This is a genomic window from Paracoccus haeundaensis, from assembly GCF_006239215.1.
GTDB lineage: Bacteria > Pseudomonadota > Alphaproteobacteria > Rhodobacterales > Rhodobacteraceae > Paracoccus > Paracoccus marcusii.
The window spans coordinates 139,509-161,946 of sequence record NZ_VDDC01000001.1 but is presented as its reverse complement, the minus strand read 5'-3'; the positions used below and the strand labels follow the sequence as shown (position 1 = coordinate 161,946).

Genomic DNA, 22,438 nt, shown 5'->3' with positions numbered 1-22,438 from the left:
ATGATGCTGACGAATGACGAACTGGCCCGTTGGGACCGCGAGAGCTTTTTCCACCCCTCGACCCATCTGGGGCAATTCGCGCGGGGCGAGGCGCCGCAGCGCATCGTCACCGGGGGCGAGGGCTGTCACATCACCGACCGCGACGGCAACCGCCTGCTGGACGCCTTTGCGGGCCTCTATTGCGTGAACGTGGGCTATGGCCGCCCCGAGATCGCACAGGCCATCGCCGACCAGGCGCATCAGCTGGCCTATTACCACGCCTATGCTGGCCACGGGTCCGAGGCCGCGATCACGCTGGCGCAGATGGTAATGGACCGCGCGCCCCAGGGCATGGCGCGAGTCTATTTCGGCCTGTCGGGGTCGGATGCGAACGAGACGAACATCAAGCTGGTCTGGTATTACAACAACATCCTGGGCCGTCCGAAGAAGAAGAAGATCATCAGCCGGTGGCGCGGCTATCACGGGTCGGGCCTGATGACCGGATCGCTGACGGGATTGCAGCTGTTTCACGCCAAGTTCGACCTGCCGCTGGACCAGGTGATCCATACCGAGGCGCCGTACTATTTCCGCCGCCCCGATGCGGCCATGTCGGAATCGGACTTCGTCGGCCATTGCGTGGCGCAACTGGAGGCGCTGATCGTGGAACACGGCGCCGACACCATCGCGGCCTTCATCGGAGAGCCAGTGCTGGGCACGGGGGGCATCGTGCCGCCGCCCGCGGGTTACTGGCCCGCCATCCAGGAGGTTCTGGACCGCCACGACATCCTGCTGATCGCGGATGAGGTGGTGACGGGCTTTGGCCGATTGGGAACGATGTTCGGGTCGGACCATTACGGCATGCGCCCCGACCTGATCACCAGCGCCAAGGGCCTGACCAGCGCCTATGCGCCCCTGTCGGCCAGCATCGTGGGCCAGCGCGTCTGGGACGTGCTGGCGCGCGGCACGGACGAGAACGGCGTGATGGGGCATGGCTGGACCTATTCCGCCCATCCCATCGGCGCGGCGGCCGGGGTGGCGAACCTGAAGCTGATCGACAGCCTGGGGTTGGTCGGGAATGCGGGCACCGTCGGCGCCTATCTGAACGACCAGATGCAGGCGGCCCTGGGCGATCACCCCTATGTCGGAGAGGTGCGCGGCGAGGGGATGCTGTGCGCCGTGGAACTGGTCGCGGACCGCGATGCCCGGCGCTTTTTCGACGCGTCCGAGGGCAAGGGCGCCAAGGTCGTGGCAGCGATGCTGAAGCGCGGCGTAATCGCGCGGGCGATGCCGCAGGGCGACATCCTGGGCTTTGCCCCGCCCCTGTGCCTGACGCGCGAGGAGGCCGACCGGATCGTCGCCGTCACGACCGAGGCGGTCGGCGAAGTGTTGGGCTGAATTGCGTCCCGCGACGGCGGGGGGATTTCACATCCCCCCGCACCCCCCTGTGGCGTCGTGCGGCCGCGTCGGTGGCGGAGGGCTGATCTGTTCGGGCAGGTCGATGTCGCGCAAAAGGCCCGGCGCGGGAACCTGTCTGGACGGCGCCAGATCGCGCAGCAGCCGACCCGCGCCCTGATCCCCGGTGAGCTGCGCCAGCCGGGGCAGCCAGTCGCGCGGAAAGCAGGCGGGGGGCAGGGGCGCGATGCCGTCATAGCTGCAGGACGGCAGACCATCCGCAGCCAGGCTGACGATCTGCGTCAGATGCGCCGCAGTGACATCGGGCATGTCGCCCAGCGCGATCAGCAGGCGGTCAGGATTGCCGGCAGCGAACAGGCCCGCGCGCAGGCTGTCGGACTGCTGACCCTGCGCGATCTGGACGATGCGGAAGCCATCCAGCAACGGTGTCAGTGCGGGATTGGCGATGACGGCGATGCAGTCGTCGAAGGGAGTGGCCCGCATCGCCTGCGCGGCATGCGCCACAAGCGGCATCCCCGAAACCGTCGCCAGCAGCTTGTCCGACGGACCGAAACGGCGCGAGGCGCCAGCCGCCAGCAGCAGACCGGTGCAGGTCACGCTGTCAGCACCTCGTAGGCGGCCAGGATCTGGGTCAGGGCCGAGGCCGCGATCAGGCGCGGATCGCGGGCCGGGCTGACGACGCCGATGGGGCCGGTGATCCGGTCCAGCGCCGCCAGGTCGAACCCCTGTTCGGTCAGTGCCGCCAGCCGTGCCGCCTGCGCCCGCCGCGACCCCAGCGCGCCGATGTAGAACGCCTCTGACCGCAGTGCGCGGGCCAGCGCGGGCAGTTCACGGTCGTGGTCGTGAAACAGCGTCACCACGGCGGTATGGGCATCAGGCGTCGCGTCCTGTCCCATCACGGGCATGTCCATCGCCGCGACGAGGGTGGTCAGGGCCTGCGCCTCGTCCCCCTCTCCGTGGATCTGGAACGCGGGAGGCGGCGGCAGGACCAGGGAAAAGTCGTCGGGGTCGGGATCGCCCGCGCGGCAGGGCGCACCGGTGCGCAGGTTCAGGCACCATCTGCCGGTCCGCCGGCGGATGCGGTCGTCCCAGATGGCGCCCAGCCAGTCGGGGTCGGGCTTATGGATCAGCGCGATCTGCACCGTGCCGCCGCAGGGCAGCGGCAGATCGACCGGGCCACCCACGCCATAGGTCAGCCGCGTCACCGGGCCGGGCGCGTTCAGATGCGCCGCGATGTCCGCATCGATGCAGCCCGCGCCAAGACGGCCCACGCGACCGCCATCGGGCCACAGCGCCATCATCGCACCAGGGCGGCGGGGAAAGCCGCCCTTGGCATCGGTCAGCATGGCCAGCGACCCGCCGGGACGGCGCAGCAGCGCCTTGACGGGACAGTCGGCGGTGGCGGTGATGGGGGCGGAAATCGACATGGCGCAGGCTTTCGGCAATCGGTGCTGGCAGCCTAACGCAGTCGGCCCGATTTGGATGCCGAAAAAGCGACCTGGATGGTCATTCCGGACAGGGTTGTCCAGCTGCCCCCCATTTCAGCACGTCGTCAATATGCGCCTGCAGGCCGAAGGGCGCGGGTTCGCGACCACCGCCGGGTGCGAAACCCCAGGCGACAAAGCCACCGTGGCTGGCATCGTCGCGTAGGTGTTCGGCCAGTGCGACCCAGTCGCGCCCGCCGTTCCGCTGCGGGTCGCGCAGCTGGCGGCACAGGGCGGGACCGTCCAGGCCGAACCATGCCATCTCGACCGGGGGCAGCTGCCAGGGGATCATCGCGTTCGGTGCCTGATGCGGATCCGATTCCAGCGTCGAAGCGGTGACGTGGCAGGTGGCGCAGGGCAGCGTCTCGACCCCCATGCGGCTGTCGCCGCCGCTGACATGCATGCCGTGCGGGCGGGGTTCGGGATATTCGGGACCGGACCACATGGGCAGGTGATCGGGCCCGACATGGCAGTTGGCGCAGCGCGGATGCGACACGACCTGCCGCACACGGTCCCATGCCGCCAGACCGTCGGCGGTGCTGACCGATCCCGCCGCAGGCGGCGCGACGATCGAGGGCATGACACCCTCGGCCCAGGCCGGGCCGGTCATCAGCAGCAGGGTCAGCAGACGCATCATGCGAACCGCACCCCCCGGGCAAAGGGCAGGTCGCGCAGGCGCAGGCCCGTCGCGGCGAAGATCGCATTGCCCAAGGCCGCGGCGGCGGGCGGAACGCCGGGTTCGCCCAGGCCCCGCAGGGGGCCGTTCTCCAGCAGGCGGACCTGAACGGCGGGGGCCTGGTGCATGCGCAACCCCTCGTAGTCATGGAAATTGGTCTGATCGGGGCGGTGATCGCGATAGGTCAGTTCGCAGTTCATCGCATGGCCCAGCCCGAACAGCATGCCGCCCGACAGCTGCGCATCGGCTTTCACCGGGTCCAGCACGATGCCCACATCGGCCACGGCAAAGGCCTGGGTCAGGCGGATGCCCTGCGGTGTGTCCTGAACCTCGACCACCTGGGCGCAGGGCACGCCGAACGACAGGCAGAACGCCACCCCCCGCCCGCGCCCCTGCCCCGCGTCGCGGCCGGTCCAACCCGACAGGTCGCGGACCCCCTCCAGCACCGCGCGCGAGGGGGCGTGGTCGCACAGGCGCAACAGCCCCTCCAGCGGGTCGATGCCGGCCTGCGCGAACATCTCGTCCAGGGCGGTGCCCAGGAAGAAGCCGTTCGACGATGCGCCCACCGACCGCCAGCTGCTGACCGGCACCGATTCGGGCGCGCGCAGGCCCGTCACGCGGAAATGCGGGATCGCAAAGGGCTGGTCCCATGCGCCGGTGGTGATGCTGAGATCGGGACCGGGCGGCGCGCTGGCCACGCGCCCGAACCAGGAGGCGATGACCGACGGGCTGGCCACCGCCAGGTCCAGCGCCTGCACGCCGTCGGCGGTCACGCGGCCCCGGACGCGGGCGATCTGCGCGGGGCGGGGCTGGTCATGGGCGAAATCCTCCTCGCGCGACCAGGTCAGCTTGACCGGACGACCGGGGACGGCCATCGCGATCTGGACAGCCTGGGCGATGAAGTCGATCTCCAGCCGGCGGCCGAAGCTGCCGCCGATCATCTGGTTCTCCAGCCGGATCGCGGTTTCGGGCAGGCCGGTCAGGGCGGCGGCGCGGGCGACCGCGAAATCGGGGACCTGCGTGCCGGCCCAGATGGTGCAGGCATCGTCCGTCACCAGCACGGTGGCGTTCATCGGCTCCAACGGCGCATGGGCCAGGAAGGGCACGCGGTATTCGGCGGTGAAATCGCCGGGTCCGACAGCCGCATCGACGTCGCCATCGTCCCGCTTGCGGCTGTCGATGTCGCCCGCGTCATGGGTGGCCTGCAGCGCGGCCCAGATCGCCTGCTGATCGCCCACCGTATCGGGGGCCGCAAATTCGACGTCCAGCGCCTGCGCGGCCCGCATCGCGGACCAGGTGTCGCGCGCCAGAACCGCGACGCCCCCGGTGATCGGCAGCACGCGCAGGACGCCGGGCAGGCCTTCGGCCGCGACGGGGTCCAGCCGTGCGACCGTCCCGCCCGAGGGCGCCATCCGCACCGTCGCGTGCAGCATGTCGGGCAGGACCAGATCGATCCCATAGACCTGCGTGCCGGTCGATTTCGCGACCACGTCGGCGCGCGCCATCGGCTTGCCCAGCCAGCGCCACTGCGACCGGTCGCGCAGCACGACCTGGGTCACGGGGGGCATCGCGGCGGCGTCGCGGGCCAGGTCGGGATAGGGGATGCGCGTCCCATCGGGCAGGATCACCGCGCCCTCTGCGGTGTCCAGATCGGCGCGGTCCAGCCCGTGGCGCAAGGCGGCGGCCTGCTTCAGCGTCTCGCGCGCGACGGCGCCCGCCTGGCGCAGCTTGTCGAAGCCGTCGGTGGTCGAACTGGACCCGCCGGTCATCTGCCAGCCCAGCAGGCGCGCGGGAATGTCGGCGGCGCCCCGCGCGGTTTCGGCCAGCCAACCGGTATCGGTCGGCGCAAAGGGCATGAAATCCGCGATCAACGCGCGGTTATAGTACGTGGCGCTGACCGGGCCCGGCACGATACGGGCGGTGGCGGGGTCGATGTCCAATTCCTCGGCGATCAGGGCGGCCTGCAGCCAGCGGGCGCCCTGCCCCTTGTCGGCGCGCGGCGCGACCAGCGTGACGCCATCCGCGTCGATCAAGACATAGGGGTTCAGCGCGCCTGCATCCGTCCCCGCAAAGGGATCCGGCAGCGGGCGCGCATAGCGCCAGGCGCCAAAGGCCACGCCCCCGGCCACGGCGACCGACCCGATCAGGAAACCCCGCCGCGCGATGCGCCCCGCACGCGACATCAGGCAGACCCGATGCGGATCGCCGCCGACCGGATCGCCGCGCGGATGCGGGGATAGGTCGCGCAGCGGCACAGGTTGCCCGACATCGCGCGGTCGATGTCCGCGTCGGACGGGTCGGTGTTCAGCGCCAGCAGGGACGCGGCCTGCATGATCTGGCCGGACTGGCAATAGCCGCATTGGGCGACCTGCTGTTCGATCCAGGCGGCCTGGACCGGGTGCGGGTCGTCGGGCGTACCCAGCCCCTCGATCGTGGTGATCTCTCCGGCCACGTCGGCCAGGCGGATCTGGCAGGCGCGCACCGCCATGCCGTCCATGTGCACCGTGCAGGTCCCGCATTGCGCGATGCCGCAGCCGTATTTCGTGCCGGTCAGGCCCAGCAGATCGCGCAGCGCCCACAGCAGCGGCATCTGCGGGTCGGCGTCCAGGTCATGGGTGTTTCCGTTGACGATCAGTCGCATGGACGCAATCTGCCGCAGCCCGCCGCGTCGCGCAAGCGGGCGCATCCATGGCAAAAGGCCGCCAATCCTTGCGGATGGCGGCCCTTGCACAGTCGGATGGGAAGATCTTACTTGATCTTGCCTTCCTTGTATTCAACGTGCTGACGCACGACCGGGTCGTATTTCCGGACGGACATCTTTTCGGTCATCGTGCGGGCATTCTTCTTGGTCACATAGAAGTGGCCGGTGCCGGCGGTCGAGTTCAGCCGGATCTTGATGGTGGTCGGCTTCGCCATGGTTGTTGCTCCTGCTTCGGGGCAATCGCGCGCCGCAAACCCCGTGGAATTCTTATCGAAGCCGCCTTTTAGCCCCGCAGGTGACGGAGTCAACCGCCAAAGCCGCGGATTGGCACGAAAACATGGGCATTGGTCGCAGAAAACGGCGCGCCGACGATAAACGCCCTGCACCATGCGAAACGCCCCTGGCACGGGCCGAGGCGTTGGTCAGTCCGTCGATGTGGGGAAAGAAGTGGCAGCCCGTAGGGTTGTCACCTTAGACAATGATTTCAACGGCCCTGCCCGTCCAACAACCTTCAGCCCCCCCATTGATAACGTTGGCAGAAAGTCCGCTGCGTCCAACGAAATCGGTGCCGTAGACAGCGAAAAACCCGGCGCGCTGGCGGGCGCGACCGGGCTGGAATTTGAAGACTGGCTGTCTTGGGTCGATAATAACCTGCAGCGCGAATCTAAGGCAAGGGCTTTGGCCCATGCGATCGTGGAATGCGATCCAGACGACAGACTGGAGTTCATCGAGCTCGTCCATGAATTTTTCTCCGCAGGCTTTCCGACCGTGCTCTTGGGCTCGGTGATGGAGGCCGCGGTGTTCTGGGCAGACCGTGCCAGCCGGACAGAGCGGAAAGCATATTGCCTAGCGTGCTTCAACCGGCTGTCCGCCAGTGACAAAGCTGCCTTCCTGCAGCACGTCCAACCCCCAGTGGGGGACGCATGAACGACTTCTCCAACATGGATAAGATGGACCCTGGCCAAGTGGCCGGGGGTGACTGGGGTGCTGGACCCAAACTTGGGCTGAGTGAGGATGAAGGGCCGCCGCTGCCGCCGATCGAGGCCTATGAGGGGGACCGCGACTTTTACCCCGGTGGGGGAGAAATCCAAAGCCCTCCGTCGGGCTCTGGGCAGCGGCAAGAAGCAAACCAGTACCGCGAGCTGACGGACGCGGAAAAGGCTGCAGTGCCCGCGTTCGATTTCAAGCCTTGGGGCCAGCGCCAGCTCGATAAGATCGAGATGGTCGAGTTCGTCTATGCTGACTTCTACGCCCGAGGCTACACCTCGCTGACGGTTGCTCAGCCGAAAGTCGGCAAGTCGATGCTGGCTAAGGCCGAGGCCGTCGATATGGCGACCGGACGGGGCTTCCTAACGGGCATACGACGCGCCCCTCTGCGGGTGCTGTACTACAACGCGGAGGACGATCTTTCAGTGCTGGAAAGCCGAATTGCCGCTCTTCTGTGCCGATACAAGATCGATCAATCAGAGATCGCGGAAACCTTGTTCCCTGTCTCAGGCGTCGACGCAGAGAGCTTCTTCATGGTGTCCGGCCAAGAGGGGACCATCAATGAGCAGTTGTTCGTCGGTCTGGAGAAGTTCATTGTAGAGCAAAAAATAGACGTTCTGATCTTTGACCCACTGCAGGACCTTTCCCGAAGCCCTGAGACAAACGAGGTCTTCCGGATCCTCGGGCAACGGCTGCGCCGCTTGGCGAGCGTACATCAGGTGGCGCTTGGGTTGGTCCACCACACGAGGAAGCTCGCACCAGGGGCATCTGCGTCAATCGATGACGCGCGCGGCGGTGGGGCCTTGCGTGGCACAGCGCGTGCTAATCGTCTGCTCGTCCCCATGTCCGAAGATGAAGGCGCAAAGGCAGGCGTCGAGAACCACCGCCATTATTTCCGGATCGCAGAATCAGAAGGCAATCTTGCGCCACCGACTGCTGATGCCAACCGGTGGTTTCAAAAGGTGTCAGTCGAGACGCCAAACGGCGCTCATGTCGGTGCTGTCGTACCGTGGAAGTGGCCTGATGCATTCATGGGCCTCAGGCGCGAGGATGCGGCAGAGGTTCGATCAGCTATCGGAGCCTGCAATCCACCGCCGCGAGAAAGCCCGAAATCAAAGGAGTGGGCAGGTTTTGTCATTGCCGAAGCATTGGGGCTTGGATGTGACGACAAAGGCGAGAAAGCGCGCCTTGCTAGCCTCCTAAAGGGGTGGATCACCTCAGGTGTCCTTGCCCTCGAGACCATCCGAGATAGCCGCGCGGGTCGGGATGCGAAGGTCGTGGTTGTCGGGCCAAACAACCCACTTTGGGACCCTACCGAATGATCCGCTTTCCACAGTCATCCACGATAATCCACAGTCAAACCACGGCACTGTGGAACCCTCACTCAGCCACCACCACCACAACCCCCTATAGGGGTGTGGGGTGTGGTGGTGGAGGGTTTTGGGCAGCTGTGGCTGCAAATCAAACCCTCCACCTTTCCACACTCAGGAGCAGACCAATGACCACGACCACAGCCGATCGCAACTTTATCGAGATCTCCACTTGCCCGGGCAAAGCCTTCTTCTTCGTGTCCCTCGTCGCTGACCTCGGCGTCGACGGCGAGATGTACCGACAGATGGTTTGTACCGGCCGATCGTATGAAGAGGCGATCATGCGTGCTGAAAAAGCCGCACGGGCAGCTGGGGTGGCAGTCGTGGATCGGGTGGTGTGATGCGAGACTCAGTTGGCGAGCGCGGTTGCGATAAACCTGCTCACTACCTCGTATGGCTCCCTCACGGTGATTTCTTTGCCGGGGCCTACTGCCAGAGTTATCAACGTTCCTGCCCCTGCAGCTGTCACCGTCGGAACTGCGCAGGCAATGTGTGCAACGCTAATCTTGACCCTGTCGTCTTTGTAACCGAACCGGTTGACCTCAATGAACATATCTATCTGCCTTTCATAATGAGATTTGAGCTTAGTCAGCAGTCCAGCAGCAAATCAAGGGTACCCCGGGGGGTGGTCGCCAAGTTTGCCCCTAAGGCGGGGACCGGCGCGGGGAGGCGCGTGCAAGATATGAGCGAATTGGAGATTTTCGGGTGAATGCTCACAGCAACAGATTTGACCGCCAACCGCCCCTTGATAGCTGGCGTCTCGATGCCATCCTAGAGCCGGAACGCAAGCTGTGGGGCCTGCCCATGATCGCGGAAACCCTGGGCGTGAGCGTGAGCAAGGCCCGCGATCTGGCGAGCCGCCCTGAGGTTCCCATCTTCCGGCCTGAAGGATCAGGCAGCTACTTCGCCTTCCGCTCGGAGCTCATGGCATGGCTGCGCGGCAAACCCGGCAACGATAAGCTATGATTTCCTACGATTTCCTATGATCTGCCAGCTTCCGGCATCGGCCGGGCGTGAGGCATAGCATGGTCCATGCAACTATGGCCCTTCACCCGCAAGTCACTGGCGGCGCCCGAACCGGCGCTTGAGGCCATCCTTGGCATCACCCCGACCGCCAGCGGCATCTCGATCAGCGTTCTGGAGGCCTTGAAGGTCCCGGCCGTTGCGAACGCCATCCAGATCATCTCCGAAGCCGTGGCCTCTCTGGATGTGCACGTGAAGCGGATCGAGGGAGGGGTTGAGACTGAGGTGACCGATCACCCGGTGCTGACCCTGCTGCGCGGCGACGCGAACGAATGGACATCCGGCTTCGAACTGATCCGCCAAATCATGATCGACGCCCTGGTGTCCGACGCCGGTGGCATGGGGTGGGTGAACCGGGTCGAGGATAAGGCCGTCGAAATCATCAGCTTCCGCCAAGGGGTGCTGACCTTCGACACCGACACCGACACGCTGGAGCGCAAGTACCGCCTTGGAAATGATCCCATTCCGGCGCGTGACGTGATCCACCTGATGCCGCCGCAGACACGCTCTCCGCTGAACCTTGCGCGTGATGCGATCGCCATTTCCGTCTGTCTGGATCGTCATGCGGCCCGGCTGTTCTCGCGCGGCGGCCGTCCCTCGGGTGTGCTGCAGTTTGCAAAGGGCATGGCTGAGGAGGCTGTGAAGAAGGCCCGCGCGGCCTGGCGCCAGACCCATGAAGGCGAGGACACCGGCGGCCAGACCGCCATCCTGTACGACGGCGCAACGTTCGTACCGCTGTCTTTCAATAGCACCGACAGCCAGTTCCTGGAAAACCGCCGGTTCCAGATCGAGGAGATCGCGCGAGCCTTCAATATTCCGGCCCCGATGATCGGTGATTTGAGCCGTGCCACCTGGTCGAACAGCGAACAGAAGGGGCGCGAGTTCCTATCTTACACTCTGGAGCCGTGGTTGAGAGCGCTGGAAGGCGCCATGAACCGCGCCCTGTTCAGCGAGGAAGAGCGCGGCCGGTACGTGGTCCGCTTCGACCGCGACGACTTGACCCGTGCCGACCTATCGACCCGCGCCACCGTCATCAACTCCCTGATCTCCAGCCAGACCCTGAACCCGAACGAGGGTCGCGGCTGGCTGGGCCTGCCCCCGCGCGACGGCGGCGACAAGTTCCTGAATCCGAATATCAGCGCTGCGCCCGGCGCCCCCAAATCTGCACCCACCCCTGAGGACGCCAATGCAACTGAATGACATCCTTGCCGACGCCCAGGATCAGGATCGCGGCCGAGAGTTCGAGCTGGCCGATCCAGTGACCGGCAAACCGACCGGCATCATCCTTCGTGTCGCGGGTCCGGACAGTGCGACGCAGGCCCGAGCTCGTCTGCAGTTCGCGGATGATCTGGCCGAGGCGATGGATGCCGAGGGCCGGGTATCCAGCGAGGCCAAGGAGAAGGCGCGGCTCAACAGCCTCGCGCGCTGCGTGCTGGGCTGGACGATCAGCGAGGGCGGCGCCCCGGTACCGTTCAGCCACGCCAATGTCCTTCGCCTGCTGAAAGCGGCGGTCTGGGTTCAGGCGCAGGTGGACGGCTTCGCCGGTGGCCGCGTTGCATTCCGGGGTGATCACTGATGGATCGCAGCTTCATCGAAACCAAGATCCTTGCCGATAATGACGGCGCGATCACCGCGCTTGCGTGGCCGTTCGGATCTCCGGATCGCGTTGGCGACATGATCACCAAGGGCGCGTTTGCTTCGGCCAAGCTGCCTATCCCCATGCTCTTTGGCCATGACGCCAACGATCCCATCGGGGTCTGGGACGGCGCTGAGGAACGGGATGACGGCCTGCACCTCAAGGGCCGGCTGCTCGTCGGTGAACTGGCCCGGGCCCGCGAGGTCCAGGCGCTCGTTCGCGCTGGCGCGGTGCGCGGCATCTCGATCGGCTTCGTCACGCTCAAAGCACTGCCCCGTCCCCCACGGGGTCGCAGCATCTCGTCCCTTGATCTGCTGGAGGCATCCCTCGTGACGCTTCCTTGCCACCCCGGCGCGAGGGTTACCGCTGCCAAAGATGCGGTGAGCGCCCTGCGCCTTGCCGCTGCAATTCAACGCGCCGCGGCGCACCTCTCCATAGGGAAAGCATGAAACACCTGACCAAGACCGAACTGCTCGGCTCCTCGGCCGTCCTGATCCGCAAGGGTGACGACGACGAGCCCGATGCCATCGTGACCAAGGCGCTGGCCGATCTAACAAAGACCGTTGATGAACGCCTGGCTGACATCGAGAAGAAGTCCGACCCGGCCACGCTGGTTGCGCGCCTGGACAAGCTCGAGGCCAAGGGCAACCGCCCTCAGGGCACCGGCGAGAAGAAAGACGAGCCCACTGCAGAGCGCAAGGCGTTCGCAGCCTACCTGCGTCACGGCGACAAGCTGGCCGAGGAGGACAAGAAAGCCCTTAATGTCGCCAGCGACACGCAGGGTGGCTTTCTGGCGCCCCCGGAGATGTCGAGCGAGGTCATCCGCGACCTAATCGAGTACAGCCCGATCCGCAGCTTCGCGAGCGTGCGTAACACCAGCGCCGACAGCGTGATCTTCCCGACCCGCGGCGACATCACCAACGCCCAGTGGGTCGGCGAGATGGAGCCGCATGGCGAAAGCACCATCACCTTCGGCCAGCGTGAGGTCGAGGTGCATGAGACCTTTGTGGATATCTCCAACCGCCTGCTGCAGGACGCACCTATTGCGGAAACCGAGGTCCGTACTGCGCTGGCCGAGGACTTCGGCAAGAAGGAGGCAGAGGCCTTCCTGTGGGGCACGGGCGTCAAGATGCCCGAGGGCGTGATGGTCAACACTGCCATCCCCGAGGTTGCCAACGGCCACGCCGCCAACCTGTCCACCGACGCCCTGATCCGGCTGATGTACTCGCTGCCGCAGGCTTACCGGTCGCGCGGTGCATGGGCCATGAACGGCACCACCCTGGGCATCCTGCGCACGCTGAAGGACACGCAGGGCCAGTACATCTGGCAGACCTCGCTGCAGGCCGGCCAGCCCGAGACGATCCTGGGTCGCCCCGTCATCGAAATGGTGGACCTGGAGGACATCGCGGCCAACCAGCACCCGATCGTCTACGGCGACTTCTCGGCATACCGCATCGTGGACCGCCTGAGCATGTCGATCCTGGTCGATCCCTATAGCCGCGCCCGCGAGCGCATCACCCGCATTCACGCCACCCGGCGCGTCGGCGGTGCCGTGCTGCAGCCCGCCCGCTTCCGCAAACTTCGCATGTCGACCAGCTGAGGAGCCTGACCTATGCGTGACCTTTATGCCAACCTCGCGGCTGTTCCGGCGCTGGCGCCTGCAGTCCAAACCGCGGCCGCCCAAGGTGCCGCGATCGATCTGAACGCCAAGGGCGGTGTGGCCTTCGTCGTCAACACGGGCGCGATTGCCGGTGCGGGTGACTTCGGCCTGACCCTGCAGGAAAGCGACACCGGCACCAGCGGCTGGACCGCCGTGGCAGCCACCCAAATCGACAGCAACGCCCCCGCCACCCTGGCGGCAGACAGCGCCTATCGCTTAGGCTATCGCGGCTGGAAGCGGTACGTGCGCCTGTCCCTGACCCGTGCAGGCGGCACCAGCATCGCCGCAGGAGCAACGGCCATCTTCGTGCCGCTGACCCGCCCGGCTGTCTGATGCCCGCGCGTGCGCCCCGGATTTGCTCTTGCGGACAGCTGGTGCCTTCGGGTGCCCAGTGTCCTTGCCAGATCCGGGGCGCCGCTGCCCGCAAGGCGCGTTTCGACAAGACCCGACCCAACAGCAGCCAGCGTGGCTATAGCGGAAGCTGGGAGCGCATGGCGGCGCGCTGGCGCAGGGGAAAGCCTTGTGCATGGCCAGGCTGCAAGATGGGCGCCGAGGTGGTCGACCATATCATCCCGCACAAGGGCGATCCCAAGCTGCGGGATGACCCCAAAAATTGGCAGGGCCTGTGCGCCCATCATCACAACAGCGCCAAGCAGCGGCAGGACCGGCGGCGCGCATCTACGAGGACGACGTCATGACCATCTATAGCACTCAAGGAACCCGCCTCTACATCGGCGGTGCCCTTGCAGCAAAATCCAGTGATTTCACGGAAGCCGACTTTGCCAACCAGAACTGGGTCGAGATCGATGAAACCGAGGGTCTGGGCTCGGCCGGCGACACGTCTGCCGAGGTCACGTTTGACGGCATCAATTCCGGCCGCACGCGCCGCCTCAAAGGTACCAAGAATGCAGGCAGCATGGACGTGGTTTGCGGCCTCTTCCCAACCGATCCGGGTCAGATCGCCCTGATCGCAGCGGAGCGGACCAAGAGCGACTTCGCTTTCCGCGTTGTTCTGACTGATGCACCAGAGGGTGGCAGGCCCTCCGAACGCATGTTCGTGGCTCAGGTTGGGAGTGCTGCCGAGCAGTACGACGCCGCCAACAACGTGTTGAAACTGAATGCCTCGCTGTGGATCAACAGCAACATCGTCAAGATCGCAGCCGGTGCCTGATGCTCTTTCCCGTCGCAGGCGCCACGTTCTTCATCGCTGATCTTCCAACCGAAGACCCGTCTGGCATGCCTGATGTGCCTGACGCGTCGTGGGTGGAGATCAACGAAACTGAAGCGCTTGGCAGCCTGGGCGGGAGATACGATCTCGAAGAGGTGCACGGCATGAGTGATGGCCCCGGTGAGGGTTATACCGCGCTGAAGGGAGCACACCGACCAGATACGATGCAGGTCGTTCTCGGCCTCGATCCAACCGACCCCGGCCAGCTGTTGCTGTTCAAGGCATACCGGTCCCGCGATGCCTTCCCGTTCAGGCTCCTCTTCTCGGATCGCATCACCGAACGTCGGTGGTTCGCGATGGTCCTGGGCCTCGGAGAAGTCTTCGACGCGGCCAACAATGTCATGCGGCTGCAAGTCGAACTGCATCCCGCCACGATCCCGCAGAGGTAACCCATGCCAACAGACCCAGCTGTGACCGTGACCGAGATGAAGGGGCATCTCGGCTTCACCGACGATCAGACCGAAGATGATGCGCTTATCGAGCAGAAGCTGGATTCGGCGCAGAGCTTGATCGAGAACATGCTCGGCTTTCGCCTGCGCGAGCGTTTCCCCGAAGGCACCGAAATACCGACTGACCTGCGCGAGGCTGTCATGCAGCTGGCCGCCTGGTGGTTTGAGAACCGAGAGGCAGTGACCGAGCGCGGCAAGCCGTTGCCGTTCGGTGTGTCCGAGATCATCGATGCCAACCGGGACTGGAGCTTCTGATGGCGGATGACGGCGGTCTGTCCAAATTCCAACGGCGGATGGCGGCAATCCCGGTCGCAGCTCGTGCGGCGGTTCAGCCTGCCCTGGTCAAGGGTGCCGAGGAGATCGCCACACTCCAGCGTGGCCTCGCGCCCCGCGACGAGGGCGACCTGATCGACAGCATCGAGGTCACCGGTCCTGGCCAGAACACTCCGCCCTATTCGCAACCAGGGGGCGCGATGGTCGTGCCGGAGAACATGGCCGCGATCACCGTGGGCAACACCAATGTCCGTTATCCGCACCTGCAGGAGTTCGGGACCACCAACCATCCAGCGCAGCCGTTCTTCTGGCCGGGCTTCCGGCTTGGTCGCAAGCGCGCCCTCAACCGGATCAAGCGTGCCGTGGGCAAGGCGATCCGGGAGGCGAAGTGATGGAGCTCGAAGTTCAGACCGCCTTGCGCGCCCGTTTGGTCAGTCACCTGGCCGTCACCAGCCTCGTGCCCGCGTCCAACATTCTCGACACCAATCAGCGGCCCGCGCCACGCCCCTCGATCATCCTTGGTGAAAGCCAGGCTGTGGACGAGGGCACCAGCCTGCGCAGGTCGCATACTCGGATCTATCATACCCTGCACGTCTGGACGCGCGAGCCATCGCTGGAGGGAGCGAAGGCCATTGGCGCATCCATCCGCTCCGCGATCAGAATGGGCCGCCTGACGCTGCCCCAGGGCCTGCACTGCGCCGACCTGCTCTTTGCTAGCCAGCGGTTCATGCGTGACCCGGACGGCGAGCATTCCCATGGCGTGATCACCGTCGAAATCCTGGTTTCGGAGGATCGGCCATGAAGGCAGGCAGGCTGACTGAAACGATCCAGATGGAGCGCGGCGACGCCGGCATCAACGATTACGGGACGCCCACCACCGTGTGGCAGCGCTATGCCACCGTGCGCGCCGAGAGGATCGACCAGACCACCGAAGAATTCATGCGCGCCGGCGGCGCGAGCGATGAGGAAACCGTGGTCTTCCGGATCCGGCATGTGGAGGGCGTGGGCAACGCGGACCGGGTGCTGTGGAAAGGTGAGGCGTTCAACATCCAGCAGGTGACGCCCATCGGCCGCCGCCAGGGCCAGGACCTACGCTGCACGAGGCTATCGCATGAAGGGGACTAAGCCGCAGTTGGTAGAGGCCGCTGCTCCGGTCACGGGTATACCGGCGCCCGACTGGCTGGCAGAGGACGCCGCCGCCGAATGGGACCGCGTGATGCCGGTTCTTGTCGAGCGCAAGATCCTGACCGATGCCGATCTTGGCAACCTTGAAAGCTACTGCATCTGCATCGGTCGTGTGCGGCAGATGGAGGCGGCAATCCAGGAAGGCCCGGAGCCCGATCTCATGCTGAAGCTGATCCGGGTACAGGACAAGGCCATGGCCTCCGCCCGCCAGCTGGCCGCCGAGATGGGTCTGACGCCGGTGAGCCGGTCCCGCCCGTCGATCCGCGAGGATGGCGACAAGGACGGAACGGCAAACCCCCTCGATGTGAGCTGACAACATGTCCAAGGCATCCTCGACCTTCCCGGAATGGATCTATGACGGCTCAGAGATCCCCGACCCGTTTGGCTACGGCGATCGGGCGGTGACGTTTCTGCGCGCCCTCCGGCACCCCAAGTCGATCCTGCCGAACCGCGCCTTCCAGCTTGATCCATGGCAGGAACGGATCGTGCGCCGCATCTACGGTCCGCGCCACGAGGACGGCACCCGGATCATCAACACGGTCGCGCTGATGCTGCCCCGCGGGAACCGCAAGACCTCCCTGGCCGCCGCACTGGCGCTGCTGCACACCATCGGGCCTGAGCGCAAGCCGGGCGGCGAGGCACTCTTCGCCGCAGCTGATCGCAAGCAGGCGAGCATCGGCTTCAGAGAGGCCGCCGGCATCATTCGCGAGGATAAGCGGCTCGTGGCTGAGGTGGGTATTCACGATGCATTCAACGCACCGAAGCGGCTGATCTATCGGAAGGCAAACTGCGTCCTCGATGTCATCTCATCTGATGGCGGCCGCCAACACGGGGCAACCCCAGCCTTCGTGCTGGCCGATGAAATCCACATCTGGAAGGGCCGCGATCTGTGGGAGGCGCTGACCACCGGCCTTGAGAAGATCGATGACAGCTTGCTGGTCGTGGCCTCGACGGCCGGGCGCGGGCAGGACACGCTGGCCTTCGACTTCTTCGAGGATGCCCGCAACGTGGCCCGCGGCATCGTCGATGACGACTCGATCCTGCCCATCCTGTTCGAGGCGGACCGGCGCGAAGACTGGCGGGACGAGGAGATGTGGCACCGTGTGAACCCCGGGCTGCAGCACGGCTACCCGAGCCTTGCGGGGTTTCGGCGCCATGCGAAGCGGGCGCAGCGCAGCGTGGGTGATCGGCAGAGCCTCAAACAGCTCAAGCTGAACATCTGGCTGGACGCCTCGACCGAACCGCTGGTGGACATGGAGATCTACGACCAGGGCGCGAAGGAATACGACATCGAGGATCTGCGCGACCAGCCGTGCTGGCTGGCGGTCGACCTGTCCTCGACGGTCGACCTGTCGGTGATCGTGGCCTGCTGGCGCGTGGCGGAGGGCTATGCCGTCAAAGCATGGTTCTTCTGCCCGCAGGACACCATCGACAGCAAGGGCGATGATGGACCGCTGGAGGCCGAAGACGGCGTGTCCAAGCGCGCGGAGCAGTCCGGGGCCCCCTATCAGCAATGGATGGAGGATGACCTGATCACGGCAACGGCCGGATCGGTGATCGATTATGCCGAGATCGAAAGCAAGATCATCGAGCTTTGCGAGGAGCTGAACGTGCAGGAGATCGCGTTCGACCCCCACATGGCCCGCCAGGTGCAACCGAAGATCCTCGATGCCGGCTTGCCGGCCGTGGACTTCCGCCAGGTGCCGTCCCTGATGATGCCCGCGGCGATGGAGCTGGAGCGGGCCCTGCTAGGGGGCGAGTTCCACCACGGCGGCAACCCGGTCCTGCGGCACTGCTTCGCCAACGTCGTCGTGAAGCGCAACGACCACGGGCATGTCGTCAAGTTCACCAAGCCCAAGAAATGGCTTTCGATCGATGGTGCGGTGGCGGCGGCAATGGCCGTGTCCCGCGCGGCCGCGAAAGAGGGCGGCCTGACCACCAATCAGACATGGTTCACCGAAGACATGTGGACCGCATGAGGAGCCTGACATGAACGCAGCAGTGGGGGCAGATGAGCGCCTGGTGGTGATGCTGGAAGCTCGCGTGACCGACTTCGAGAAACGCATGCGGCAGGCAGAGCGCACAGGCACCCGCAGCTATCAGGGATTATCCCGCAACTCGCGGTCTGCAACCCGCCAGATGGAAGCGGACATGATCCGGTCGACCGGATCCATCAACCGGGCTATCGCCACGACCACGGGCAAGATCGGCACTCTCGCAGCATCCTTCGCCGGCGGGCTGGTCGCGGGTGCCGCGGTGGGCATGTTCGCGGGGGTGACGGGCAGCATCGCTACGACCATCCGCAGCATGGCGGAGCTGGGCGACGAGGCCAAGCGGGCTGGTCTTTCCGCGCAATCGTTCCAGGAATGGAAATACGTGGCCGACCAGAACCGCGTCGGGGTCGATGCGCTGGTAGATGGCTTCAAGGAGCTGTCCCTGCGCGCTGACGAGTTCATCACCACCGGCAAAGGGTCGTCGGCGGAAGCGTTCACCCGCCTCGGCTTCAGTGCCGAGACACTGGCGAAGAAACTCAAAGATCCCTCTGCGCTGATGCTGGAGATCATGGGCAGGCTGGAAGGCCTCGACAAGGCGGCGCAGATCCGAATTGCGGACGAGGTATTTGGCGGTACAGGGGGCGAACAGTTCGTCCAGCTGCTGGGACAGGGCGAGGGCGCGCTGCAGGCCACCATCGATCGCGCGCATGAGACTGGCGCCGTTCTCGATGACGAGCTGATCCGCAAGGCCGAGGAAATCGATCGGAGGTTCTCGCAGCTGACCGGCACAGTGGGCAACTTCGCCAAGCGCGTCGTGGTCGAGGTCGTCGCCGCCGGCTTGGAGCTGTCCGACCTCCGCGACCGCCTTGATGGGTTGTTCACCAGCGAGGATCAGGGTCGCGCGATCCTGGGCGATGAGCTTTACGACAGCCTTGCCCAGAACCGTGACATGGTAGACGAGAACGCCGAAGCCTTGGGCGTCCTGAACCAGCAGTACATGACGCTGGCAGAGGAGGCGGATCGTTCTGGAATCGCCCTGATCGACGCGATCAGCAAGCTCGACAGCCTGGGCTATGAGGATGCCGCAGACGGCCTGCGCGCCGCCTACAGCGAGATGCAGACGCTGGTAGAGGAGTTCCGCAATGGTCAAGTCACCGGCGAGAACTTCACGGCGCAGCTGGGCGAGATCGAAGACGCGGCCACCGATGCCTTCGCCCAGCTGGCTGAGGGTGATCGAACCGAGTTCTCCGGGGTGATCAGCCAGCTGGAACGGCTTGGCGGGGTGATCGGCGGCATCATCAGCCTTGCCGGGAGCATGGGCGCGGCTCTGGCGCGCGCTGCAGGGGTATCTCTAGACCAGAAGGCGGGGCAGGCCCTGCGCGATCGACATGCGGCCGAGGCGGCAAGCCTGGACAGCCTAGAGGCACAGCGCGCGGCCACGGAAGGGTTCACGCAGGCAGAAACGGCTCGCAACAGCGCCAGCGCCGAACAGCTGCGGCTGCAGCGCGAGATCGAAGCGGTTCGCAACCGGGCAGGAGAAAGCGGCGCCAGTCTGACCGAACAGCAGGCAACCGCCTTCGCCACCGCCTCACTTGCAGCCGAGGACGCGCGCCGGGAAGCCGGACGCGCGGGCCGCGGCGGCGGTGGTGCGAAAGGCGGCGGGGCCAAGGCTGGCGGCCGTGAGAAGCTGGACGAGTACCAGCGCGAGGTCGAAGCGATCCGCGACCGAACGCTGGCCCTTGAGGCAGAAGCGGCATCCCTGATCGTCGTCGCTGAGAGCGGCACGGATTACGGCGATGCCCTGGAGTACGCCCGCACCCGCGCAGAGCTTCTCCACGCGGCCCAGGAGGCCGGGAAAGCCATCACCCCGGAGCTGACAGCCGAGATCGACCAGCTGGCACAGGGCTACGTCACGGCGGGGCTGGAAGCAGAGGCGGCGGCCGAGAAGATGCAGCAGATCCAGGAGCAATCCGAGCGGGGCCGGAGCGCCCTCGAAGGCATGTTCGGATCGATCATCGACGGCAGCATGTCCGCCAAGGATGCCGTCATCCAACTGCTGGCCGAGATTGCCAAGACCCAGATGATGAAGGGCCTGATGGGCATGCCGGGCATGGGAGCCGCAGGCAATCTGCTCGGGGGCCTTCTGGGGTTCGCGGAGGGCGGCTTTACCGGCACCGGCGGCAGGCACGCCCCCGCTGGCATCGTTCACCGCGGCGAGTACGTCATTAGCGCACAGGCCGTCCAGCGCCTCGGGGTTGGCAACCTCGAGGCCATGCACAAGAGCGCCCTGCGAGGCTATGCCAACGGCGGCGCGGTCGGCATGCCCGCTCCTGCGCCTTCTGCGCAAAGCCAGGGCGTTCAGGGCGTCGCGACCAACGTCCATGTCACCGTGGGCATCGACGAGAGCGGGAACCTCAATGTCCGCAGCATCGCCAAGCAGGAAGCCTCCAGCATGGCAGCAGCACAGGCCCAGGCACTCCCCGGTCAGGTTCAGCGCGTCCAGGCAAAACCGAGGCGGCGTACATGAGCAACCTCGAGAACGCCCTCTGTCGAACCCTAGAGGCTGTGTTGGAGGGGAAGCGGCCGCGAATGCCTGATGCAGGCGAAGACATCCTTGATGCGTTCATGGCGCTGTCTCGCGCCCGCACCTATCATTCCCACGGGCCGAACCCGATCACATGGGAGGCCATGGCAGCCTGGTCGCAGGTGATGCGGCAAACCCTGCCCCCGCACCACGCCAAGATCGTCATGGCCCTTGATGATGTCTGGATGCAGCACGCCGGGCGTCGCGTGGCGGGCGCGGCCGCTGCCCCTGCCGCGCCAATGGTGTCCGCGACGCCGCTGTCGGCAGGGCTGCTCGATGCGATGATGGGGTGGTGATGGAGCTTCAGGCATGATGTTCGATCGGAAGCTAAGGCAGCACGCCAAGGACGCGCGCAAGGGAAAGCTCGGTCCCGCGCATCATGCGGCGGTAGTCAAAGATATCGCCGGCGTGATCCGCTTGGCATTTCAGGCAGGCTCGATCGGTAGCCTGTGGGGGTTGGAGGGCCCGCTGCGTGCAGGGCTGCGGGCGGACCTATGTCGCAGCGGTTGGGGTTGGACCGCCGCCGATCTTTTGACCCGCGACCTTCTGGATGACGCCTTGGCAATGGCCGGGGCTCGAGTGCGACCGACTTGGAATGAAGGACAATCGGAATGGACCGTAGAAGCGGGGACGATAATCGAGCGATTGCACTGCGCGCGCGCCGGATGTCACAAGCCGCTACCGGATGGCGCAAGACGGTTCTGCAGCTTTCTATGCAAGTGTGCGCACCACAATCAGGTTGCTCTCATGAAGTCAGCTGGCGAGGACCGTGCGGTTCAGCTGGCAGTTATGCGCATCTAAACCCGGATCGCAGATGCCCGCAGTGCCACGCGCGCATCCCTGACGACGCCCGTCCTGACAAGATCTACTGCTCCAACAAGTGCGCTTACCAATCCACTCATGATCTTGAGAAGGAAGCGCGACGAGAGGCGAGATCAGGCCGGACCTGCGCTCACTGCAACGGTGTCATCCCCGTCGATAGAACTGCGAACGCTAGATATTGCTGTGATCGATGTCAAACGACGGCCAGTCGTCGCCGTGAAGATGCAAAGCTTCTCCACTCAAGGCGCTGTCCTGGGTGCGGGGCGGCCTTCCGAACGAAATATCCGCATAAGGAATTCTGCACAAACCTGTGCTCCACACGCTCACGGCGGGTGGTGACCGCGACCAGGTTCGACCGGCTTTTTGGATGAAGATGGTGGGGTGCGCTCGATTTTGAGCATACCCCGTTTTATATTAATGGCCTTTTGTCACGCCATTATCAATTTTCGATGGAGTATTTACGAACGATCCTTGCGCCTGCTGGGTGCGAAAGCTTGCCGCTAACCAACTCAATCATCTCACGCCTTTCCAGTTCGCCGAGAACTTCAGCCCAAATCTGATCAGCCAAGGACGAAGTAACCTCCAATGAAAGACCTGAATGGACCATAAGGCGATCATATGACGAAAGAGCATCATCGGTGAGGCTGGAAGTATGAAGAAGCTGCATCAGGCTTCTTCCCGAAATATCTTCGCGACACGCTCACGGTAGGACAAACTAGAGGTTTGTGCCCTGAGTGCCCCACTACATACATAGAGCAGTTCAACAAATTTGCCGTCCGTAGCCTTGGGCTCGGTACCAAATTCATTGAACCAAAGATCCCAAGCCAAATCCTTGGCCGTGGATGCTGTCGGCTCGATCTGTGACACACTAACAGTGCCGCCGATTGTACGTGCATCTGACATTTCAATCTCCACGTTGTGAAGCAGAAACTGTGGACGTAGGTCACACAAACGTCAAGAAGCCACGCAGAAAG

General features: G+C 65.0%; 30 protein-coding genes. 21 read left to right on the top strand and 9 right to left on the bottom strand.

The window, feature by feature from the left end; all coding sequences use genetic code 11:
* The first annotated feature begins 3 nt into the window (after positions 1 to 3).
* Entirely contained in the window at positions 4 to 1,374 is a 1,371-nt protein-coding gene (locus FHD67_RS00865) for an aspartate aminotransferase family protein (RefSeq protein ID WP_139597551.1), read from the top strand.
* A 27-nt stretch (positions 1,375 to 1,401) separates the two neighbouring features.
* On the opposite strand, the gene FHD67_RS00860 is transcribed toward FHD67_RS00865, so the two are convergent.
* From FHD67_RS00860 to rpmG, 6 genes are all read right to left on the bottom strand, one after another.
* Positions 1,402 to 1,989, bottom strand: coding sequence for a nucleotidyltransferase family protein (locus FHD67_RS00860; protein WP_139597509.1), 588 nt, complete (start codon positions 1,987 to 1,989; stop codon positions 1,402 to 1,404).
* Entirely contained in the window at positions 1,986 to 2,819 is an 834-nt protein-coding gene (locus FHD67_RS00855; RefSeq protein WP_045999376.1) for an XdhC family protein, read from the bottom strand. The genes FHD67_RS00860 and FHD67_RS00855 overlap by 4 nt, the downstream gene beginning before the upstream one ends.
* A gap of 79 nt (positions 2,820 to 2,898) precedes the next feature.
* Positions 2,899 to 3,513, bottom strand: coding sequence for a hypothetical protein (locus tag FHD67_RS00850; RefSeq protein ID WP_139597508.1), 615 nt, complete (start codon positions 3,511 to 3,513; stop codon positions 2,899 to 2,901).
* Positions 3,510 to 5,807, bottom strand: coding sequence for a xanthine dehydrogenase family protein molybdopterin-binding subunit (locus FHD67_RS00845; protein ID WP_342775249.1), 2,298 nt, complete (start codon positions 5,805 to 5,807; stop codon positions 3,510 to 3,512). The genes FHD67_RS00850 and FHD67_RS00845 overlap by 4 nt, the downstream gene beginning before the upstream one ends.
* Positions 5,735 to 6,193: a (2Fe-2S)-binding protein gene (locus FHD67_RS00840; protein ID WP_139597507.1), complete on the bottom strand. Its 459-nt coding sequence runs from the start codon at positions 6,191 to 6,193 to the stop codon at positions 5,735 to 5,737. Before FHD67_RS00840 ends, FHD67_RS00845 begins: the two co-directional genes overlap by 73 nt.
* A gap of 107 nt (positions 6,194 to 6,300) precedes the next feature.
* Positions 6,301 to 6,468: a 50S ribosomal protein L33 gene (gene rpmG / locus FHD67_RS00835; RefSeq protein WP_042244479.1), complete on the bottom strand. Its 168-nt coding sequence runs from the start codon at positions 6,466 to 6,468 to the stop codon at positions 6,301 to 6,303.
* Between the two features lie 232 nt (positions 6,469 to 6,700).
* Between rpmG and FHD67_RS00830 the strand changes: the two genes are divergently transcribed.
* From FHD67_RS00830 to FHD67_RS00820, 3 genes are all read left to right on the top strand, one after another.
* Entirely contained in the window at positions 6,701 to 7,180 is a 480-nt protein-coding gene (locus FHD67_RS00830) for a hypothetical protein (protein ID WP_218062258.1), read from the top strand.
* Positions 7,177 to 8,562, top strand: a complete 1,386-nt coding sequence (locus FHD67_RS00825) for an AAA family ATPase (protein ID WP_139597505.1) — start codon at positions 7,177 to 7,179, stop codon at positions 8,560 to 8,562. The genes FHD67_RS00830 and FHD67_RS00825 overlap by 4 nt, the downstream gene beginning before the upstream one ends.
* A gap of 176 nt (positions 8,563 to 8,738) precedes the next feature.
* On the top strand, positions 8,739 to 8,951 hold the full coding sequence (locus tag FHD67_RS00820; RefSeq protein ID WP_139597504.1) for a hypothetical protein: 213 nt from the start codon (positions 8,739 to 8,741) through the stop codon (positions 8,949 to 8,951).
* Between the two features lie 8 nt (positions 8,952 to 8,959).
* Here FHD67_RS00820 and FHD67_RS00815 read toward each other — a convergent pair whose 3' ends face one another.
* Positions 8,960 to 9,163 (bottom strand): hypothetical protein, encoded by a 204-nt coding sequence (locus FHD67_RS00815; protein ID WP_139597503.1) that lies wholly within the window; start codon positions 9,161 to 9,163, stop codon positions 8,960 to 8,962.
* Positions 9,164 to 9,414: 251 nt separating this feature from the next.
* On the opposite strand from FHD67_RS00815, the gene FHD67_RS20820 reads away from it, so the two are divergent.
* The 17 genes from FHD67_RS20820 (at position 9,415) to FHD67_RS00730 (ending at position 20,938) form a co-directional block, all read left to right on the top strand.
* Complete coding sequence (locus FHD67_RS20820; protein ID WP_246071174.1) at positions 9,415 to 9,576, top strand: hypothetical protein; 162 nt, start codon at positions 9,415 to 9,417, stop codon at positions 9,574 to 9,576.
* Positions 9,577 to 9,756: 180 nt separating this feature from the next.
* Positions 9,757 to 10,833, top strand: a complete 1,077-nt coding sequence (locus tag FHD67_RS00805; protein WP_342775248.1) for a phage portal protein — start codon at positions 9,757 to 9,759, stop codon at positions 10,831 to 10,833.
* On the top strand, positions 10,820 to 11,209 hold the full coding sequence (locus FHD67_RS00800; protein WP_139597500.1) for a hypothetical protein: 390 nt from the start codon (positions 10,820 to 10,822) through the stop codon (positions 11,207 to 11,209). Before FHD67_RS00805 ends, FHD67_RS00800 begins: the two co-directional genes overlap by 14 nt.
* Complete coding sequence (locus FHD67_RS00795; RefSeq protein WP_139597499.1) at positions 11,209 to 11,718, top strand: HK97 family phage prohead protease; 510 nt, start codon at positions 11,209 to 11,211, stop codon at positions 11,716 to 11,718. Before FHD67_RS00800 ends, FHD67_RS00795 begins: the two co-directional genes overlap by 1 nt.
* The gene (locus FHD67_RS00790; protein WP_139597498.1) at positions 11,715 to 12,869 is read left to right on the top strand and encodes a phage major capsid protein; all 1,155 of its coding nucleotides are present in this window, start codon (positions 11,715 to 11,717) and stop codon (positions 12,867 to 12,869) included. Before FHD67_RS00795 ends, FHD67_RS00790 begins: the two co-directional genes overlap by 4 nt.
* A 12-nt stretch (positions 12,870 to 12,881) precedes the next feature.
* The gene (locus FHD67_RS00785; protein WP_139597497.1) at positions 12,882 to 13,262 is read left to right on the top strand and encodes a hypothetical protein; all 381 of its coding nucleotides are present in this window, start codon (positions 12,882 to 12,884) and stop codon (positions 13,260 to 13,262) included.
* A complete protein-coding gene (locus FHD67_RS21115) occupies positions 13,262 to 13,627 on the top strand; it encodes an HNH endonuclease signature motif containing protein (RefSeq protein WP_139597496.1) in 366 nt (121 codons plus the stop codon). Before FHD67_RS00785 ends, FHD67_RS21115 begins: the two co-directional genes overlap by 1 nt.
* Positions 13,624 to 14,100 (top strand): hypothetical protein, encoded by a 477-nt coding sequence (locus FHD67_RS00775; protein WP_139597495.1) that lies wholly within the window; start codon positions 13,624 to 13,626, stop codon positions 14,098 to 14,100. Before FHD67_RS21115 ends, FHD67_RS00775 begins: the two co-directional genes overlap by 4 nt.
* Entirely contained in the window at positions 14,100 to 14,546 is a 447-nt protein-coding gene (locus FHD67_RS00770; protein WP_139597494.1) for a hypothetical protein, read from the top strand. Before FHD67_RS00775 ends, FHD67_RS00770 begins: the two co-directional genes overlap by 1 nt.
* 21 nt (positions 14,547 to 14,567) lie before the next feature.
* Positions 14,568 to 14,861: a head-tail connector protein gene (locus tag FHD67_RS00765; RefSeq protein ID WP_246071171.1), complete on the top strand. Its 294-nt coding sequence runs from the start codon at positions 14,568 to 14,570 to the stop codon at positions 14,859 to 14,861.
* Complete coding sequence (locus FHD67_RS00760) at positions 14,861 to 15,271, top strand: HK97-gp10 family putative phage morphogenesis protein (RefSeq protein WP_139597492.1); 411 nt, start codon at positions 14,861 to 14,863, stop codon at positions 15,269 to 15,271. The genes FHD67_RS00765 and FHD67_RS00760 overlap by 1 nt, the downstream gene beginning before the upstream one ends.
* A complete protein-coding gene (locus FHD67_RS00755) occupies positions 15,271 to 15,681 on the top strand; it encodes a DUF3168 domain-containing protein (RefSeq protein WP_139597491.1) in 411 nt (136 codons plus the stop codon). Before FHD67_RS00760 ends, FHD67_RS00755 begins: the two co-directional genes overlap by 1 nt.
* Positions 15,678 to 16,004, top strand: a complete 327-nt coding sequence (locus FHD67_RS00750; RefSeq protein ID WP_139597490.1) for a phage head closure protein — start codon at positions 15,678 to 15,680, stop codon at positions 16,002 to 16,004. Before FHD67_RS00755 ends, FHD67_RS00750 begins: the two co-directional genes overlap by 4 nt.
* A complete protein-coding gene (locus FHD67_RS00745; RefSeq protein WP_139597489.1) occupies positions 15,991 to 16,377 on the top strand; it encodes a phage terminase small subunit P27 family in 387 nt (128 codons plus the stop codon). Before FHD67_RS00750 ends, FHD67_RS00745 begins: the two co-directional genes overlap by 14 nt.
* A 4-nt stretch (positions 16,378 to 16,381) precedes the next feature.
* Positions 16,382 to 18,043, top strand: a complete 1,662-nt coding sequence (locus FHD67_RS00740) for a terminase large subunit (RefSeq protein ID WP_139597488.1) — start codon at positions 16,382 to 16,384, stop codon at positions 18,041 to 18,043.
* A gap of 10 nt (positions 18,044 to 18,053) precedes the next feature.
* Positions 18,054 to 20,585, top strand: a complete 2,532-nt coding sequence (locus tag FHD67_RS00735) for a phage tail tape measure protein (RefSeq protein WP_139597487.1) — start codon at positions 18,054 to 18,056, stop codon at positions 20,583 to 20,585.
* Entirely contained in the window at positions 20,582 to 20,938 is a 357-nt protein-coding gene (locus FHD67_RS00730; protein ID WP_139597486.1) for a phage tail assembly chaperone, read from the top strand. Before FHD67_RS00735 ends, FHD67_RS00730 begins: the two co-directional genes overlap by 4 nt.
* Before the next feature lie 965 nt (positions 20,939 to 21,903).
* Here FHD67_RS00730 and FHD67_RS00720 read toward each other — a convergent pair.
* Together FHD67_RS00720 and FHD67_RS00715 are read right to left on the bottom strand one after the other, a co-directional pair.
* Entirely contained in the window at positions 21,904 to 22,131 is a 228-nt protein-coding gene (locus FHD67_RS00720) for a hypothetical protein (RefSeq protein WP_139597484.1), read from the bottom strand.
* Complete coding sequence (locus FHD67_RS00715; RefSeq protein ID WP_176695005.1) at positions 22,131 to 22,367, bottom strand: hypothetical protein; 237 nt, start codon at positions 22,365 to 22,367, stop codon at positions 22,131 to 22,133. Before FHD67_RS00715 ends, FHD67_RS00720 begins: the two co-directional genes overlap by 1 nt.
* Positions 22,368 to 22,438: the final 71 nt, after the last annotated feature.

What these genes read in the sequence shown, in the direction of transcription:
- FHD67_RS00730 (WP_139597486.1), top strand. Translation starts at nt 20,582, where the DNA reads ATGAGCAACCTCGAGAACGCCCTCTGTCGAACCCTAGAGGCTGTGTTG.
- FHD67_RS20820 (WP_246071174.1), top strand. Translation starts at nt 9,415, where the DNA reads ATGATCGCGGAAACCCTGGGCGTGAGCGTGAGCAAGGCCCGCGATCTG.
- FHD67_RS00790 (WP_139597498.1), top strand. Translation starts at nt 11,715, where the DNA reads ATGAAACACCTGACCAAGACCGAACTGCTCGGCTCCTCGGCCGTCCTG.
- FHD67_RS00775 (WP_139597495.1), top strand. Translation starts at nt 13,624, where the DNA reads ATGACCATCTATAGCACTCAAGGAACCCGCCTCTACATCGGCGGTGCC.
- FHD67_RS00855 (WP_045999376.1), bottom strand. Translation starts at nt 2,819, where the DNA reads ATGTCGATTTCCGCCCCCATCACCGCCACCGCCGACTGTCCCGTCAAG.
- FHD67_RS00785 (WP_139597497.1), top strand. Translation starts at nt 12,882, where the DNA reads ATGCGTGACCTTTATGCCAACCTCGCGGCTGTTCCGGCGCTGGCGCCT.
- FHD67_RS00760 (WP_139597492.1), top strand. Translation starts at nt 14,861, where the DNA reads ATGGCGGATGACGGCGGTCTGTCCAAATTCCAACGGCGGATGGCGGCA.
- FHD67_RS00865 (WP_139597551.1), top strand. Translation starts at nt 4, where the DNA reads ATGCTGACGAATGACGAACTGGCCCGTTGGGACCGCGAGAGCTTTTTC.
- FHD67_RS00820 (WP_139597504.1), top strand. Translation starts at nt 8,739, where the DNA reads ATGACCACGACCACAGCCGATCGCAACTTTATCGAGATCTCCACTTGC.
- FHD67_RS00770 (WP_139597494.1), top strand. Translation starts at nt 14,100, where the DNA reads ATGCTCTTTCCCGTCGCAGGCGCCACGTTCTTCATCGCTGATCTTCCA.
- FHD67_RS00840 (WP_139597507.1), bottom strand. Translation starts at nt 6,193, where the DNA reads ATGCGACTGATCGTCAACGGAAACACCCATGACCTGGACGCCGACCCG.
- FHD67_RS00825 (WP_139597505.1), top strand. Translation starts at nt 7,177, where the DNA reads ATGAACGACTTCTCCAACATGGATAAGATGGACCCTGGCCAAGTGGCC.
- FHD67_RS21115 (WP_139597496.1), top strand. Translation starts at nt 13,262, where the DNA reads ATGCCCGCGCGTGCGCCCCGGATTTGCTCTTGCGGACAGCTGGTGCCT.
- FHD67_RS00720 (WP_139597484.1), bottom strand. Translation starts at nt 22,131, where the DNA reads ATGCAGCTTCTTCATACTTCCAGCCTCACCGATGATGCTCTTTCGTCA.
- FHD67_RS00755 (WP_139597491.1), top strand. Translation starts at nt 15,271, where the DNA reads ATGGAGCTCGAAGTTCAGACCGCCTTGCGCGCCCGTTTGGTCAGTCAC.
- FHD67_RS00740 (WP_139597488.1), top strand. Translation starts at nt 16,382, where the DNA reads ATGTCCAAGGCATCCTCGACCTTCCCGGAATGGATCTATGACGGCTCA.
- FHD67_RS00850 (WP_139597508.1), bottom strand. Translation starts at nt 3,513, where the DNA reads ATGATGCGTCTGCTGACCCTGCTGCTGATGACCGGCCCGGCCTGGGCC.
- FHD67_RS00815 (WP_139597503.1), bottom strand. Translation starts at nt 9,163, where the DNA reads ATGTTCATTGAGGTCAACCGGTTCGGTTACAAAGACGACAGGGTCAAG.
- FHD67_RS00715 (WP_176695005.1), bottom strand. Translation starts at nt 22,367, where the DNA reads ATGTCAGATGCACGTACAATCGGCGGCACTGTTAGTGTGTCACAGATC.
- FHD67_RS00795 (WP_139597499.1), top strand. Translation starts at nt 11,209, where the DNA reads ATGGATCGCAGCTTCATCGAAACCAAGATCCTTGCCGATAATGACGGC.
- FHD67_RS00745 (WP_139597489.1), top strand. Translation starts at nt 15,991, where the DNA reads ATGAAGGGGACTAAGCCGCAGTTGGTAGAGGCCGCTGCTCCGGTCACG.
- rpmG (WP_042244479.1), bottom strand. Translation starts at nt 6,468, where the DNA reads ATGGCGAAGCCGACCACCATCAAGATCCGGCTGAACTCGACCGCCGGC.
- FHD67_RS00800 (WP_139597500.1), top strand. Translation starts at nt 10,820, where the DNA reads ATGCAACTGAATGACATCCTTGCCGACGCCCAGGATCAGGATCGCGGC.
- FHD67_RS00735 (WP_139597487.1), top strand. Translation starts at nt 18,054, where the DNA reads ATGAACGCAGCAGTGGGGGCAGATGAGCGCCTGGTGGTGATGCTGGAA.
- FHD67_RS00750 (WP_139597490.1), top strand. Translation starts at nt 15,678, where the DNA reads ATGAAGGCAGGCAGGCTGACTGAAACGATCCAGATGGAGCGCGGCGAC.